The organism is Kineosporia succinea (assembly GCF_030811555.1).
Lineage (GTDB): Bacteria > Actinomycetota > Actinomycetes > Actinomycetales > Kineosporiaceae > Kineosporia > Kineosporia succinea.
Genome location: NZ_JAUSQZ010000001.1, coordinates 7,843,005 through 7,857,848 on the forward strand (window position 1 = coordinate 7,843,005; position 14,844 = coordinate 7,857,848).

Here is a 14,844-nt window from a genome sequence, read left to right on the forward strand (position 1 = left end):
GTGAATACCCTTATACGTCACCATTCGATTCAAGTTCCAGGGGTTGGTCGTGCGCGGGGCGAGCTGGCAGCGGCTGACCTATGAGATCGGGCTGGCGCTGTTCTGCGGTCTGGGCACCGCGGTGGTGCATCTGGAGCTGACCTACGACCCGCCGCAGGACTCGATGGCCTCGGCGATCGGGTTCGCGGTGCTGGGGTTCTTCGCCTCGGTGGCGCTCGTGCCGTTGCGGTTGGTGCGGCCGCTGAGCGCGCTGATGATCTGTGGCCTGCTGTCGGTCGCGATGGGCGGGTTCAGTCTCACGCTGGTGCCGTTGAGCGCGTCGGTGGGCTACCGGGCGTGGCGGTCGGTGCCGATCGTGCTGGCCTATCTGACGGTGCTGGTCGGGTGCGTCGGCGGGATCTACCGGGTGACGGGTTTCCCGCTGCTGACGTCGTTCCTGCTGGGCCTGATGGAGTTCAGCGCGTTCGTGCTGCTGCCGGGGGCGGTCGCGGCGATGGTCGCGCAGCGGCGTCTGCTGGTGATGACCATGCACCAGCGCAACCTGGAGCTGCACGCCGAGCGCAGGCTGGCGGTGGGTCAGGCGCAGACCCGCGAGCGCAACCGGATCGCGGCCGAGCTGCACGACTCGCTGGGGCACCGGCTGACGCTGATCTCGCTGTACGCGGGTGGTCTGGCGCAGGCTCCGGCGGTGGCCGGGGACGCGCCCGCCCCGGAGCGGCAGCAGGCGCTGGGGCTGTTGCGGGACACCTCGGCGCAGGCGATGGGTGAGCTGCGGCAGATCCTGCGGATCCTGCACCAGGACGGTGCGGACCCCGAGGGCGGACGTTCGCTGGCGCAGGTGGAGGACACGGTCGCCTCGGCGCGGGGCACGGGGACGCGGGTGGATCTGGTGCGGGTCGGCGAGGCCCGTCCGCTGCCGTTGCTGGCCGAGCACGCGGCGTATCGGGTCGTGCAGGAAGGGATCACGAACGCGCTCAAGCACGCCGGGGGTGCGCCGATCCGGGTGGAGGTCCGGTACGAGGACGACGCGTTGTTCGTCGAGGTGCGCAACGGGCCGGGCCGTGCCTACGAGGGGCAGAGCACGGGTCAGGGCCTGGCGGGGCTGGCCGAGCGGGTGCGTCTGGCCGGTGGGGTGCTGTCGTCGGGGCCGCTGATCTCCGAACCTTCCGCCGGGGGCGGCTTCCGGGTGGGCGCGGTGCTGCCGTACGAGGGTGAGGTGCCCGAGGCGGCGCCCGAGCCGGAGGGCGACTTCCCGGGTGAGCTGCGACGCAGCACCCGCCGTCAGCAGATCGGGGCGGTGGCGGTGGTGACGTCGATCGTGCTGAGCCTGGGCTCGTGCGTGGGGTCGATCGTGGTCCCGATCCCGCCGGACACGGTGTCGCAGAACGAGTTCGACCGGTTCGCGGTCGGCGCGCCCGAGTCCGACGTGCGGGACATGACGCCGCGCTCGTCGTGGTGGACGGAGGACGACGTGGGCGACGGGAAGGTCTGCGAGTACTACATGGCGAGCCCGTCGGTGGAGCCCCGCAGCGCCGAGGCGGTCGAGGTGCACTTCGTGTTCTGTTTCCGCGACGGGGTTCTCGTCGAGAAGCGTGCCGACGACATCACCGAGTAGGCGGTTGCCGGCGGGTGACCTCGTGGTCACCCTCGCGGTCGCGGAACTGCCGGGGTGAGTGACCGGTCACCCGGCGGAAGGCCGTGCTGAACGAGCTCTCGGACTCGTAACCGATGAGCGCGGCGAGTTCGCCGATGGTGTGGGTACCGTGCCGGAGGGCGTCGCGGGCCAGGAGCATCCGCCACTGGATCACGTATTCCAGCGGTGTGGTGCCGACCTGACGCCGGAACGCCTCGACGAACGACGTGCGGGACCGGTGGCCGACCGCGGCCAGCTCGCCGAGGGTCCAGCGGTGGGAGACGTCGGCGTGCACCGCGCGCAGGGCGGCGCCGACGCCGTCGTCGTTGAGCGCGGCCAGCCATCCCGCCGGCCGCCCCGGGCGCGGCCCGGTGACGAGACCGGCCGCGTCGCCGGCCGGGTCGGGGCCGGACCGGCGGCGCGGGCGGGTGTTTTCGGCGTGGGCCCGCAGCATGTGCACGAGCAGGATCTGGGCCAGGTGCTGCTGCACCAGGGGGCCGCTGACGGTGGCGGCCCGGGCCTCGGCGAGCATCAGTGCGGTGATGTGGGTGAGGATCTCTCCCCCGGGGTCGTCGGCCCGCACGACCGTCAGCGGCGGCAGATGGTCGAGCAGCAGGGGCGAGTTCGCCTCGTCGAACGAGAAGAGCCCCTGGAAGAGGTGGGTGTCCTCGTCGGCCTCGGACCCGATGCGCACGGTGCCGGTCGCGGGCTCGCGCCGGTCCCACAGTTGCTGTGCCGTCATCGGTTCGGCGCCGAGACCGGTGGCCAGCAGGTAGGGCGGAGGGTTGCCCAGGAGGTAGAAGTCACCGGCGCTCAGCCGGACCGGGTCGTGATCGTCGCCGTCGAGAACGAGCCAGCACGCGCCGTGCACGACGCCGCCGACCTTGACGTGCGGAAACGGCTCGAAGCGCGCGGCCCAGGGGCCGGCGGTGCGGACGGCCGGGTCGATCACGGTGCGGGGCCGGAGGAGGCGGATGACGTCCGTCAGCGGATCCCCGGTCGATGCGTAAAGCTTTCCGGCCTGCACATCATGGATCGTACAGGCGGGCGCCGGTCCGGCGCCCGCCCGCTTCGGGGTCACGACTGGTTGCGCACCAGGGTCAGGTTGCCGAGGTGGGTGGCCACCTCACGGACGAGACGGAAGCCGGCCTTCTCGGCCTCCCGGGCGAGTTCGGAGGTCGTGTGCCCGGCGCTGATCCCCCGCTGGGCCAGCTGCACGGCGTCGTACGGGGTGGACAGCTGCTCCTGCAGGATGAGCAGGCCGTCGTCGGTCAGCACCCGGCGCAGGGCGGCGAGGGTGCCTTCGCGGGTGTCGTCGGGGAAGAAGCACTGGGCCCAGTACGCGACGCGGAAGGCGTTGTCGTCGGCCAGGTCCCGGGCGTCGGCGCAGCGGATCTCGACCCGGTCGGCGAGGCCGAGGTCGTCACGGCGGCGTTCGGCCTCGGCGGCGACCTCGGGCACGATCTCGACGCCGACGAGCTTCAGCTTCGGGTAGAGCTGGGCCGTGGTCAGCAGGGCACCGCCGACGCCGCTGCCGAGGTCGAGCATCGGGCCACCACCCCGCAGCAGCTCGGCGACCTCGGGGAGCGCGTCGTAGACGGATCGGTAGAGCGCCTGCGTCACCGGGTCGGCCCGCACCCCGGCGTCGCGGGCGACGACGAGGGCCGCTTCCCCGTCGACGGGCCGGGGCGCGTCCCGGTCGAGCGTGGCCAGGGCCTGCAGGTCCTGGCGCACCGAGGCCAGCACGACGTCCAGCCCCACCCCCGAGGGGCCGCTCAGCAAGGCCGCGAACGGGGGTGTCAGTTGCAGGCCGGCCTCGGTCCGCGTGATCACGCCGGCCTCGGCCAGCACGTCGGTGACCACCCGCACCCGGTTCGCCGACCAGCCCGGGCCGACCAGCGCGTCCACCGTGACCGGCTCCCGAAGCGCTTCGAGCCAGCCCAGACGGTGCGCGGCCTCGACCACGGCCAGGGTCTGCGCGCCGCGGGCCCATTCACGCACCACGCCGCGGGCACCCAGTGCCTGGATCAGTGCGGGCTGCTGTTCGGTCATGTTCGGTCTCCTGTCACCTGGATGCGACGTTCTGAATGCGACGCGACGGGACGCGCGTCGGCACAGGAGGCGGCCGAGCGACGGAAAATGCGCCGATCCGGCTGTGATCCAGGTCTCCCCGCAGCAGTCAGGGCGTTCGGTGCGGGTCGGCCGCGCGGGCCTCGACGTCCGCGTCGCTGCAGAACCCGTGCAGGCGGCGCTTGAGGCACAGCAGGCCGAGCAGGTGACCGGTGTCGTCGACCACCGCGAGGCGGCGTGCGCCCCGGCGCACGAGCAGCTCGCGGGCCTGGTCGGCGGGGACGTCGGCGGGGATCGTGCGACCCTCGAGCCGGGCCCGGTCGAGGGCCGGGGAGCCGGCGTCACCGGTGAGGTCCTCACGCACGAGAGTGCCCCGCAGGACCCCGTGCTCGGTGAGCAGAAGCATGTGCACGTGGTCACCGAACGCCGCCCGCGCCTGACCGACCGTGATGCCGGCCGGGAGGGTCTTGGGGTGGCGCACCACGAGGTCGCCCACGGTGCCCGTGAGCGAGCGGCGCGTGGTCAGGTGCTCGTTCATGATGCACAGCAGCGTCTCACGGACGCGCCACCCCCGCAGAGGGCGCATGGACCGCGCGAACCCCGGTGAAGCACGATGTCCCCATGAGGCAGAAGAGCGTCGTGGACGACGTGATGCGGGCAGCCCTGGAGCTGTTCGCCGAACAGGGGTACGCCAACACCTCGGTGCAGCAGCTGGTCGAGGCCGCCGGTGTCACCAAAGGCGCCCTGTACCACTACTTCCAGTCCAAGGACGACCTGCTCTTCGCCATCTACGAGCGCATCCTGACCGTCCAGACCGAGCACCTGCACGCCATCGTCGAGAAGAACCTCGGCGTCGAGGAGACGGTGCGCCGGGTCTGTGTCGACGTGGTCGAGACCTCGGTCGACTTCCTGCTCGAGGGCACCGTCTTCTTCCGCAGCCAGCACATGCTCTCGGCACCGCGCCAGCAGGAGGTCACCCGCCGCCGCCGGGCCTACCACGACGTCTTCACCGGTCTGCTCACCCAGGGCCAGGCCGAGGGGCTGTACCGCACCGACGTCCCGGTGACCGTGATGACGGCCCACTTCTTCTCCGACCTGCACTACCTGTCGTCGTGGTACTCCCCGGCCGGCGCGGAGGACAAGACGACACTGGCCCATCAGCTGACGGACATGTTCCTGCGTTCCATCCGGACCGACTGACCGCCCGGCCCTGGATCCGCCTACTTCGGACAAACACATACCGTCCGGTCGGTTTAGGTCGTAACCTGTCGACACCCGACTCGATGAGGTGTCGATGGTGTCGAAGCAAAACCCGCCCCGCCTGCGGATCCAGGCCCTCGGCGTGCGTTTCGGGGGCCTGGACGCCCTCGTCGACGTCGACCTCGAGGTCCACGACGGCGAGGTCGTGGGCCTCATCGGTCCCAACGGCGCCGGCAAGACCACCCTGTTCAACGCCGTGTGCGGCCTCACCCGCCCCCGCACCGGCACGATCGAGATCTCCGGCGCCCCCGCTCCCCGCCGCCCGCACCAGCTCACCGCCGCCGGCGTCGCCCGCACCCTGCAGGGTCTCGGCGTCCTGCCCGGCCTCAGCGTGCGCGAGAACGTCCTGGTCGGCGTGCTCGACCGCCCCGGGCACGCCGAAGCCGCCCTCGAGAGAGCCGGCCTGACCCACCGCGCCGCCGAACCGGTCGGCGCGCTGCCCTATCCCGAGCAGAAACGCGTCGCCCTCGCCCGCGCCCTGGCCACCCGCCCCCACCTGCTCCTGCTCGACGAACCGGCCGGCGGCCTCGGCCCCGACGACGTCCACGACCTCACCACCACCATCCGCGACGTCGCCACCGACGACTGCGCCGTGCTCCTGGTCGAGCACCACGTCGACTTCGTCATGGGCGTGTGCGACCGCGTCGTCGTGCTCGACTTCGGCCGCGTCATCGCCACCGGCCGCCCCGACGACGTGCGCCGCGACCCCGCCGTCGAGCAGGCCTACCTCGGGATCACGGTGAACCGATGAGCGCGGCCCTCGACATACGCTCCGTCACCGCCGGATACGGCGCCGAACCGGTGCTGCACGACCTCGACCTGAGCATCCCCGACGGCCAGGTCGTCACCCTCCTGGGAGCCAACGGCGCCGGCAAGACCACCCTGCTGCGCGCCGTCTCCGGCCTCATGCCCACCACCGGCTCCGTGCACCTGCGCGGCCGCGACATCAGCCGGCTCGACCCCGAGCAGCGCGTGCGCCAGGGCCTGGCCCACGTCCCCGAAGGCCGCGGCGTCATCACCGAGCTCACCGTCGACGAGAACCTCCGCCTGGGCGGTCTGTGGCGCCACGACCGCACCACGCTGCGCCAGCACATCGACGCCGAGTACGAACGCTTCGAACCCCTCGCCCGTCGCCGCCACGCCCTGGGCCACCAGCTCTCCGGCGGCGAACGCCAGATGCTCGCCCTCGCCCGCGCCCTCGTGGCCACCCCCGACGTGCTCCTGCTCGACGAGCCCTCGCTCGGCCTCGCCCCCCAGGTCGTTCACACCATCATGCAGACCCTGCGCCAGGAGTGTGACCGCACCGGCCTGACCGTCCTGCTCGCCGAACAGAACGCCGCCAGCGCCCTTTCCGTCGCCGACCGGGGCGTCGTGCTGCACCTCGGCCGGATCCGCACCGACGGCCCCGCCGCCCACATCGCCCAGGACGACGCCCTCCGACACGCCTACCTCGGTTACTGAAAGGGCCTTGAAAGGGCACCGAAAGCAACCGCACGCCATAGACCATCACTGACCCGGCCACCGAAAGGCCACCGCATGGAACGCTTCGTCTTCCTGGTCGCCGCCGGCACCGCCGACGGCGTCGTCTTCGCCCTCTTCGCCCTCTCCCTCGTGCTGATCTGGCGCTCCACCCGCATCATCAACTTCGCCGCCGCCGCCATGGCCGTCGCCGCCTGCTACCTCGCCCTGGCCACCACCACCCTCACCGGCAGCTACTGGATCGGCCTGCTCACCGCCGTCCTCACCGGTGCCGCCCTCGGCGCCGCCGTCGAACGCGGCATCATGCGCACCACCCAGAACCCCCTCGCCGGCGTCATTCTCGCCATCGGAACCGTCATGGTGCTCCAGGCCCTCACCGGCATCCTCGCCGGACCCGAGTACCGCCCCGTCCCCACCCCCTTCGACGACCGCCCCCTTTCCGTCGCCGGCGTCCCCACCCTCTCCCCCTACGACCTCTTCGCCATCACCGTCGCCGTCCTCCTCATGACCACCCTGCGCCTGCTCTTCACCCGCACCTCCCTCGGCCTGCAGATGCGCGCCGCCGCCTTCGCCCCCGAGATGTCCCGCCTGCTCGGCGTTCCCGCCGCCCGCATGCGCACCATCGGCTGGATCCTGGCCACCGCCGTGGGCGCGCTCGCCGTCATGCTCGCCCTGCCCGGCGACCTCGGCCTGCACCCGCACGCCGGTGACGCCCTGTTCGTCAGCGCGTTCGCCGTCGCGGTCATCGGCAGCCTCGACTCCCCCGAGGGCGCCGTGATCGGAGGGCTTCTCGTCGGCGTCCTCATCAGTCTGGTCACCGGCTACCTGGGCGCGGGCGTCGCCCCGCTCGGCGTGCTCGCCCTGCTCATCGCCGTGCTCCTGCTCAGACCGGCCGGGCTCTTCGCCGGGGCGGAGGCGCGACGGGTATGAAGCAGCGCATCCTCCTGTTCACCGTCGCCGGGCTGGTCCTGGCGATCGGCGGCACCTTCCTGCTCGACCCGTACCGCAACTATCTCCTGGCCCTGATCGCCGCCCACCTGTGCGCGATCGCGGGACTCGGCCTGCTCATCGGCCGCACCGGGCAGCTCTCCCTCGGGCACGCCGCCCTGATGGCCTGCGGCGGCTACGGTTACGCGCTCACCGTCAACGCCACCGAGACCAGTGTTCCCGGGCCGCTCCAGCCCGTGCTGGGTCTCGCCGCCGCGGTGATCACCGCCGCCGTCGTCGGCCTGCTCCTGGGCACCGCCGGCGCGCGCCTGCACGGGCCCTACCTGGCCGGGCTCACCCTCGCCGTCGTCATGGCGCTGCCCGCCCTCACGAACGAGATCGGTGGACTCGGCGGTGACCAGGGCCTCATGGTGGCCTTCCGTTCCGTTCCCGAAAGCCTCTCCCGCCTGATCGCTCTCGAGCAGTGGCAGGCCTGGGTCGCACTCACCGTCGCCGCCGTGGTCCTGGCCGTGCTGTCGATGGTGGACGCGGGGCGCACCGGGGTGCGCATGCGGGCCGTTCGGGACGACGAGGTGGCGGCCGCCCTGGCCGGTGTGCATCCCGGGCGCACCAAGGTGCTGGCCTTCGTCGTGTCCGCCGCGTCGGCCGGGGCCGGTGGCGGCGTGCTGTGCTTCGTCGACTCCGGCGTCCGGCCGGGCGGTTACGGCGTGTCCCTGTCGCTGCTCCTGGTCGTCGCCGTCGTCGTCGGGGGCACCGGCCGCCTCGCCGGGGCCGCGATCGGCGCCGCCCTGGTGGTGCTGCTGCCCTGGCTCATCGGCCAGGCCACGTCCGCGGTCGACCTCTCGCCCGAGCTCGCCCGGCGACTCGACGGCAACCTCGCCGTGCTGCTCTTCGGGCTGCTGCTGATCTGGCTCACCCTCGCCGCCCCCGCGGGGCTGGTCAGCCTGCTCCGACGACCCGCCCGAAGGTCCCGCACGAGTCCCACCGAACCATCCGTAACGCCCATCCCCACACTGGAAAAGGACAGACAATGACGTCGCGTTCACGGTCCGCAGTCCGCCGTCCGGCCATCGCGCTCATCACCCTGAGCCTGCTCGGGGCGGGTCTGGCCGCCTGCAGCAAGCCCGCCGACTCGAACGGTGGCGCCCAGACCCAGGACACCCCCGGCATCACCGGGACCTCGGTGAAGATCGGCACCCACACCCCGCTCACCGGCCCCGCGGCGGCCGGGTACTCCCCGATCTCCAAGGCCGCGTCCGCCTACTTCGCCTACCTCAACGCGAAGGGAGGAGTGAACGGCCGGAAGATCGAGTACGTGGTGCGCGACGACGGCTACAACCCGGCCACCACGTCCACCGTCGTGCGCGAACTGGTGCAGCAGGACAAGGTCTTCGCGATCGTCAACGGGCTCGGCACCCCCACGCACTCGGCCGTCGTCGACTACCTCAACCAGCAGAAGGTGCCCGACCTGTTCGTCGCCTCCGGCGCCAGCCTCTGGAACCAGCCCGAGAAGTCGCCCTACACCTTCGGATTCAACCTCGACTACGTGCGCGAGGGCAAGATCCTGGCGCACTACCTGAAGGAGAAGAACCCGGACGCGAAGTTCTGCGTGCTGCGCCAGGACGACGACTTCGGCGCCGACCTGACCACCGGGATCAAGCAGGTGCTGGGCGACCTCACCGCCGAGCAGGAGTACGCGGTCTCGAACGAGTCGCTCACCGCCCAGATCGGTGCCCTGAAGGCGGCCGGCTGCACGGTCAACCTCCTGGCCACCGTCACCCCGTTCACCGCGATCGCCCTCGGCACCGCCGCCAAGATGAGCTACCCCGCCCAGTGGGCGGCCTCGTCCTCCGGCGGCGACTACCCCAGCCTGGTGGGCTATCTCGGCGAGGACATCGGGCCCAAGCTGCTCGAGGGACTGGTCGCGGCGAACTACCTGCCCTTCGACGCCGACGACGAATGGGTCGAGCTGTTCCGGCAGATCAACACCGAGTACAACGCCGACGCCCCGTTCACCGGCAACACCGTCTACGGCATGTCGATGGCCTACACCTTCGCCGAGGCCCTGAGCCGCGCCGGCGACAGTCCCACCCGCGAGAGCATCGTCGAGGCCCTGCGATCGGGTGAGGTGATGTCGAACGGCATCACCCCGGCCGGATTCTCCGCCGACAACCACGACCCGTTCGCCGGAGCGGGAATCACCGTCGTCAGCAAGGGGGTTCAGGCCTACGTCGACGGGCAGGTGTTCACCACCGACGCGGAGGGCGGCCCGGTCGAGCCGTTCTCCGGGCAGGCCGTCCCTCTGAGCGGCGAGGGCGTCCCGGCCCCGTAGTCACACCTCCCACCCCACGAAGATGCCCCCGGTGCGGGCCAGAACCCGCGCCGGGGGCTTCTTCTCAGGCCAGGTACTGCGCGACCAGTTCGCGCTTGAGGAGCTTGCCGCTCACACCGGTCGGCAGGGACTCCCGCACGTGCACCACCCGCGGGTACTTGTAGGCCGCCACCCGCTCCCGGGTGAAGTCCAGAATCTCCTGCGCCGTGGCCTCCGCACCCGGCGCGAGCACCACGGCCGCCTGCACTTCCTGGCCGTGCGCGTCGTCGGGCACCCCGAACACCGCGACCTGGGCGACCGCCGGGTGCCGCACCATCACGTCCTCGACCTCGCGCGGGTACACGTTGTAGCCGTTGCGCACGATCATGTCCTTCTTGCGGTCGACGATCGTGAGCACGCCGTCCGCACTCAGGGTTCCCAGGTCACCGGTGCGGAACCAGCCGTCGACGAGCACCGACGCGGTCGCCTCCGGGTTGCCCAGGTAGCCCTTGAACAGGTTGTGCCCCCGCACCACGACCTCCCCCAGCCGCCCGCGCTCCAGGTACACGATCGCGTCCTCCACGACCGGGTCGGCGATCTCCACGTCCACCCCCCACAGCGCGCGCCCGACGGTGCCCGGCCGGGTCGGCTCCCCCACGTAGTTGAACGACACCGTCGGGGAGGTCTCGGTGAGGCCGTAGCCCTCGTGAACCTCGGCGCCGTAGGTCTTCTCGAAGGCCTCCAGCAACGGCACCGGCAACGCCGCACCGCCCGAGACCGCATACTTCAGCGGCGGCCTGGCCTCGGTACGGGCCGCCGCCTGCACCACGCCCAGGAACATCGTGGGCACCGCCGTGAAGATCGTCGCCCCGTGCCGCACCATCAGCGCCAGGGCCTCGTCCGGGTCGAAGCGGGGCAGCAGCAGAACGCAGGCTCCGCGCCGGAAACCGATGTTCAGCACGGACGACTGGCCGAAGGTGTGGAAGAACGGCAGCCCGCCGAAGATCACGTCGTCCGGCCCCACCTCTCCGCTGTCGATCAGCGCGACGTGCACCTGCTCGACCAGCGCGAGATGGCTCGAGACCGCGCCTTTCGGGCGCCCCGTGGTGCCGCTGGTGTAGAGGATCGTGGCCGGGGCCAGCGGATTGACCGAGACATAATGGCGGATCGGTGTGCTCTCGCGCGCCTCGTCCTCCAGGCGCGGGCCCGGGTTCCCGTCGGGCAGCATCACCGTCACCACCGGCACCCCGGCCGCCGCGGCCGCCGGCAGGCCCTCGGCCAGCAGCGGCGCGGCCACCACCAGCAGCGAGGCGCCACTGTCCCGCAGCACGTGCTCGATCTCGCCCGACTTGAGCAGCAGGTGCACCGGCACCACCACCGCCCCCAGCGACAGCACCGCGTAGTACACCCGCGGGAAGTCGGGCACGTTCGGGATCAGCAGGGCCACCCGGCTTCCGGGCCCGATCCCGCGAGCAGCCAGAGCGCCCGCGTAGGAACGGGTCTGGTCCCAGAGCGGGCCGTAGCGCACCGCGTGCTCGCCGATGACCAGCGCCGTGCGGTCGGGGGTGCGGCGGGCGGTCTCGGCCAGGATCGCGGCGACCGAGAGGGTGCCGTGCCCCGGGCCGGTCAGGGCTTCGTCTTTGCTCATCCTTGGATCCCCTGTCTCGTCCTTGAGGGTGGGTCCTTACAGAACGGGTGCGCGGCGGAGCTCGGCCTTGCCCAGCGACGACAGGTGCACCTCGTCGGGCCCGTCGGCCAGGCGCAGCGCGCGGGCCCCGGCCCACAGCGCCGCCAGGGGCGCGTCGCCCGAGACCCCGGCGGCACCGAACAGCTGCACGGCGTGGTCGAGGATGCCCAGAACGGCCCGGGGCACCGCGATCTTGATGGCCTGGATCTCGGTCATCGCGGCCCGGTTCCCGGCCGTGTCCATGAGCCAGGCGGTCTTGAGCACCAGCAGCCGCAGCGCCTCGACCTGGATCCGGGCCTGCGCCATCCACTCCCGCACCACCCCCTGGTCGGCCAGCGGACGCCCGAACGTCGAGCGGGACGAGGCCCGTTCGCGCATCAGGTCCAGGGCCCGCTCAGCGCCGCCCAGCGCCCGCATGCAGTGATGGATGCGCCCGGGCCCGAGCCGGGCCTGGGCGATCGCGAACCCCTCGCCGGGCGCACTGAGGATCGCGTCACCGGGCATCCGCACCTCGTCGAAGGCGACCTCGGCATGACCTCCGTGGTCACGGTCGTCGTACCCGAACACGCTCAGCGGACGCACGACCCGGACCCCCGGCGCGTCGCGGGGCACGAGCACCATGCTCTGCTGCCGGTGACGCGGGGCGTCCGGATCGGTGACGCCCATGACGATGAGCAGACGTGCGTCGGGGCTCATGGCGCCCGTCGACCACCACTTGCGCCCCGTGATCACCCAGTCGTCACCGTCGCGGCGGATGCGGGTCGCGATCTGCGTGGCGTCCGAGGAGGCGACACCGGGCTCGGTCATGCAGAACGCCGAGCGGATCCGGGCCTCGAGCAGGGGTTCCAGCCACTGTTCCTGCTGGGCCGGGGTGCCGAACTGGGCCAGCAGCTCCATGTTCCCGGTGTCGGGGGCGGCACAGTTCATCGCCACCGGGGCCAGCTGGGGCGAGTGCCCGGTGAGCTCGGCGATCGGCGCGTACTGCAGCTGCGTGAGACCGGCGCCGTGCGCACCGGGCAGGAACAGGTTCCACAGCCCGGCCTCCCGGGCGCGGTCCTGCAGGTCGTGAATGATCGGGGTGCGGCCCCAGTGGGCCGGTTCGGCGGCGAGCTGTTTCTCCAGTTCCGGTTCGGCGGGCAGCACCTGCTCGGCGACGAAACGGCGCGCCCGCTCGGTGATCTCCTGGCTGGCTGGATCCGGTGCGAAGTCCACGCTGGTCTCCTCAGGCTTGCGACAGAACGCTCAGGCCGTGCTCGGCGAGCGGGACGGCCAGGTCGCCGACCGTCTCGAAGCCCTCGCCGACCGTGCCGCCGGCCCGGTGCCGGAAGTGCACTCCCTCGAGGATCACGGCGAGCTTGTAGGCGGCGAAGGCGCGGTACCACGACAGGTGCTCGACGCGGGTGCCGAGGATCTCGCCGTAGGTGTCGAGCAGTTCGGCGAACGAGGGATACCCCGCCTCCGGGTCGACGGCGCTGAACGCGGCGTGCGGGCTGATCAGGTTGATCTCCCAGTACAGCCCGAGCAGGCCGATGTCGACGGCGGTGTCGCCCAGCGACGACAGCTCCCAGTCGAGGATCGCACGGATCGGCGAGGCGTCGCCGTCGACCTGCACGAGGGTGTTGTCGAGGCGGAAGTCGCCGTGCACCAGACCGGTTCGCACGGTGCCGGGCACCCGCTCGCGCAGTCGCCGCTGCAGCCGGTCGAGGGCGGGCAGGTCGCGGGAACGGGAGCCGTCGTACTGCAGGCCCCAGCGGTGCAGCTGACGCTCCAGGTAACCGCCGGGACGGCCGAAGTCGCTCAGCCCGACCGCGGCCGGGTCGAGCCGGTGCAGTTCGGCGAGCAGGCGGACCAGCTCGAGACTGACGCGGCGCAGCTGCTCCGGGGTGTGGCCGGCGTTGTGGTGACGCCGGGCCAGGACGTGACCGGGTTCGCGGCTCATCAGGAAGAACGGGGCGTCGACACCGGTGGACGCGTCGGGGACGGCCTGCAGCGCCAGCGCCTCGGGCACGGGCACGGCGGTGCCGCGCAGGGCGCTGATCACCCGGTGCTCGCGGGACATGTCGTGGGCGGTGGCCTGCACGTGCCCGAGCGGCGGGCGGCGCAGCACCAGAGGTCTCGCGGCGCCGGTGATGCCGTAGGTGACGTTGGAGCGCCCGCCGGTCATCAGGGTGGCGGCGAGCGGCCCGGCGCCACCGAGGGCGGGGTGGGCCTGTCTCAGCCAGGACTCGAAGAGGGGCACGTCGAGACCGGGCGTCGGGCCTTCGATCATCCTTGATCCTCCCGCGTGGAACTGGGGACGCGTCGTCGCCCGGCTAGCATACCGCGCGGTCGGTTTGCGGAGGAGTCCTGTTCTCAGACGAGCCGCTCGACGGCCTCCCGCAGGGCCGAGGGGATCGGCACCGGGCGGCGGGTGCCCGGGTCGACGAAGACGTGCACGAAGCGACCGGTCGCGACCGGGTCCCCGTCTCCCCCGCGATGGAGTTCCAGGTTCCAGGTGACGCTGCTGGTGCCCACCCGGCCCGTGCGCAGCACGACCCGCATCACGTCGGGGAACGAGATCGGCGCGTGGTACTCACATCCCGACGACACGCACAGGGCGATGGTTCCGCTCTCCCGCAGCCCGGCCCCGATCAGCCAGGTGTTGATCGTGGTGTCCATCGCCTCGTAGTAGACGACGTTGTTCACGTGGGCGTACTGGTCGTTGTCGTTCCAGCGGGTCGGGAAGAGCTGTTCGTGGGCGCTCATGCCGGCCTCATCACGAACGCGAAGGCCGCCCGCACCCGCTCGGTGCTGGGCTCGTCACCGGTGATCAGGTCGGCGTAGGTGTGCGACTCCGAGATCCGCACCAGCAGATACGCCAGGTCGTGCGGGGTGATGGCCGCACCGAACGGCTGCTCACCGAGCTCGGAGCGCACCAGGTGCTCGACCACCGCGACGTAGCGGCGCTGGATCTCGCTCTCGTCGGTGGTCAGCAACCGCAGGGCCCGGGCCGGTTCACGGCGCAGGAACGTGCGGAAATAGGTGGCCGAGATCAGGTTCTGGGCGAACGAGGTCAGCACCGCCACCACCCGTTCGGCCCCCGGCGCGGCAGGCACACCGTCGGCCTGGGACAACGTCGGCACCGCCAGCGACCACAGCACCTCGGACAGCAGGCTGTCCCGGTTGCCCACCCAGCGGAACAGCGACGTCCGGTCGACCCCGAGACCGGACGCGAGACGTCCCATGTCGATACGGTCACCGGCGATGAACGTCTCCCGGGCCGCCCGGAACGCCGCCCGGGTGTGCGGGTGCTCGCCGCTCTCGAGCCGCCGCGAGAGCCAGGAGGGTGCGCTCGCGGTGCCGATCAGGGCCAGGGAGGTGCCGTGGAAGCCCGGGAGTTCGGCCAGGTCGTCGCTCAGCGGCATGGACCGACTCTAGACCGCGCACACCTGCGTGGTGCAACATTCTGCGAAGTGA

General features: G+C 71.8%; 15 protein-coding genes. 7 read left to right on the forward strand and 8 right to left on the reverse strand.

The features are described from left to right. Window positions 1-49 precede the first annotated feature (49 nt). Window positions 50-1,615, forward strand: coding sequence for a sensor histidine kinase (locus tag J2S57_RS34240; protein WP_307250574.1), 1,566 nt, complete (start codon window positions 50-52; stop codon window positions 1,613-1,615). Here J2S57_RS34240 and J2S57_RS34245 read toward each other — a convergent pair. From J2S57_RS34245 to J2S57_RS34255, 3 genes are all read right to left on the reverse strand, one after another. Next, entirely contained in the window at window positions 1,605-2,660 is a 1,056-nt protein-coding gene (locus J2S57_RS34245; protein ID WP_307250576.1) for an AraC family transcriptional regulator, read from the reverse strand. The two genes, J2S57_RS34240 and J2S57_RS34245, sit on opposite strands and share 11 nt — an antisense overlap. Window positions 2,661-2,710: 50 nt before the next feature. After that, entirely contained in the window at window positions 2,711-3,685 is a 975-nt protein-coding gene (locus tag J2S57_RS34250) for an SAM-dependent methyltransferase (RefSeq protein WP_307250577.1), read from the reverse strand. A gap of 127 nt (window positions 3,686-3,812) precedes the next feature. Continuing rightward, the gene (locus J2S57_RS34255) at window positions 3,813-4,289 is read right to left on the reverse strand and encodes a CBS domain-containing protein (protein WP_307250579.1); all 477 of its coding nucleotides are present in this window, start codon (window positions 4,287-4,289) and stop codon (window positions 3,813-3,815) included. A 35-nt stretch (window positions 4,290-4,324) separates the two neighbouring features. On the opposite strand from J2S57_RS34255, the gene J2S57_RS34260 reads away from it, so the two are divergent. From J2S57_RS34260 to J2S57_RS34285, 6 genes are all read left to right on the forward strand, one after another. Next, a complete protein-coding gene (locus tag J2S57_RS34260; protein WP_307250581.1) occupies window positions 4,325-4,903 on the forward strand; it encodes a TetR/AcrR family transcriptional regulator in 579 nt (192 codons plus the stop codon). 94 nt (window positions 4,904-4,997) lie between these two features. Beyond that, window positions 4,998-5,714 (forward strand): ABC transporter ATP-binding protein, encoded by a 717-nt coding sequence (locus J2S57_RS34265; protein ID WP_307250582.1) that lies wholly within the window; start codon window positions 4,998-5,000, stop codon window positions 5,712-5,714. Further along, window positions 5,711-6,424, forward strand: a complete 714-nt coding sequence (locus J2S57_RS34270; RefSeq protein WP_307250583.1) for an ABC transporter ATP-binding protein — start codon at window positions 5,711-5,713, stop codon at window positions 6,422-6,424. Before J2S57_RS34265 ends, J2S57_RS34270 begins: the two co-directional genes overlap by 4 nt. 75 nt (window positions 6,425-6,499) lie before the next feature. Continuing rightward, window positions 6,500-7,372 carry a branched-chain amino acid ABC transporter permease gene (locus J2S57_RS34275; RefSeq protein ID WP_307250584.1) on the forward strand — a complete coding sequence of 291 codons (873 nt, stop codon included), beginning with the start codon at window positions 6,500-6,502 and terminating at the stop codon, window positions 7,370-7,372. Next, the gene (locus J2S57_RS34280) at window positions 7,369-8,424 is read left to right on the forward strand and encodes a branched-chain amino acid ABC transporter permease (protein ID WP_307250586.1); all 1,056 of its coding nucleotides are present in this window, start codon (window positions 7,369-7,371) and stop codon (window positions 8,422-8,424) included. The genes J2S57_RS34275 and J2S57_RS34280 overlap by 4 nt, the downstream gene beginning before the upstream one ends. Then, window positions 8,421-9,722, forward strand: a complete 1,302-nt coding sequence (locus J2S57_RS34285; protein WP_307250588.1) for an ABC transporter substrate-binding protein — start codon at window positions 8,421-8,423, stop codon at window positions 9,720-9,722. The genes J2S57_RS34280 and J2S57_RS34285 overlap by 4 nt, the downstream gene beginning before the upstream one ends. 64 nt (window positions 9,723-9,786) lie before the next feature. Here the strand turns inward: J2S57_RS34285 and J2S57_RS34290 are convergent, their stop codons facing one another. The 5 genes from J2S57_RS34290 to J2S57_RS34310 all read right to left on the reverse strand — a co-directional run bounded on the left by J2S57_RS34290 (window position 9,787) and on the right by J2S57_RS34310 (window position 14,792). Next, window positions 9,787-11,349 carry a long-chain-fatty-acid--CoA ligase gene (locus J2S57_RS34290; protein WP_307250591.1) on the reverse strand — a complete coding sequence of 521 codons (1,563 nt, stop codon included), beginning with the start codon at window positions 11,347-11,349 and terminating at the stop codon, window positions 9,787-9,789. 36 nt (window positions 11,350-11,385) lie between these two features. After that, window positions 11,386-12,600, reverse strand: coding sequence for an acyl-CoA dehydrogenase family protein (locus J2S57_RS34295; protein WP_307250593.1), 1,215 nt, complete (start codon window positions 12,598-12,600; stop codon window positions 11,386-11,388). A 10-nt stretch (window positions 12,601-12,610) separates the two neighbouring features. Continuing rightward, window positions 12,611-13,657: a phosphotransferase family protein gene (locus tag J2S57_RS34300; protein ID WP_307250595.1), complete on the reverse strand. Its 1,047-nt coding sequence runs from the start codon at window positions 13,655-13,657 to the stop codon at window positions 12,611-12,613. Window positions 13,658-13,740: 83 nt separating this feature from the next. Continuing rightward, window positions 13,741-14,133: an acyl-CoA thioesterase gene (locus tag J2S57_RS34305; protein WP_307250598.1), complete on the reverse strand. Its 393-nt coding sequence runs from the start codon at window positions 14,131-14,133 to the stop codon at window positions 13,741-13,743. Further along, entirely contained in the window at window positions 14,130-14,792 is a 663-nt protein-coding gene (locus J2S57_RS34310; protein WP_307250600.1) for a QsdR family transcriptional regulator, read from the reverse strand. The genes J2S57_RS34305 and J2S57_RS34310 overlap by 4 nt, the downstream gene beginning before the upstream one ends. Window positions 14,793-14,844 lie beyond the last annotated feature (52 nt).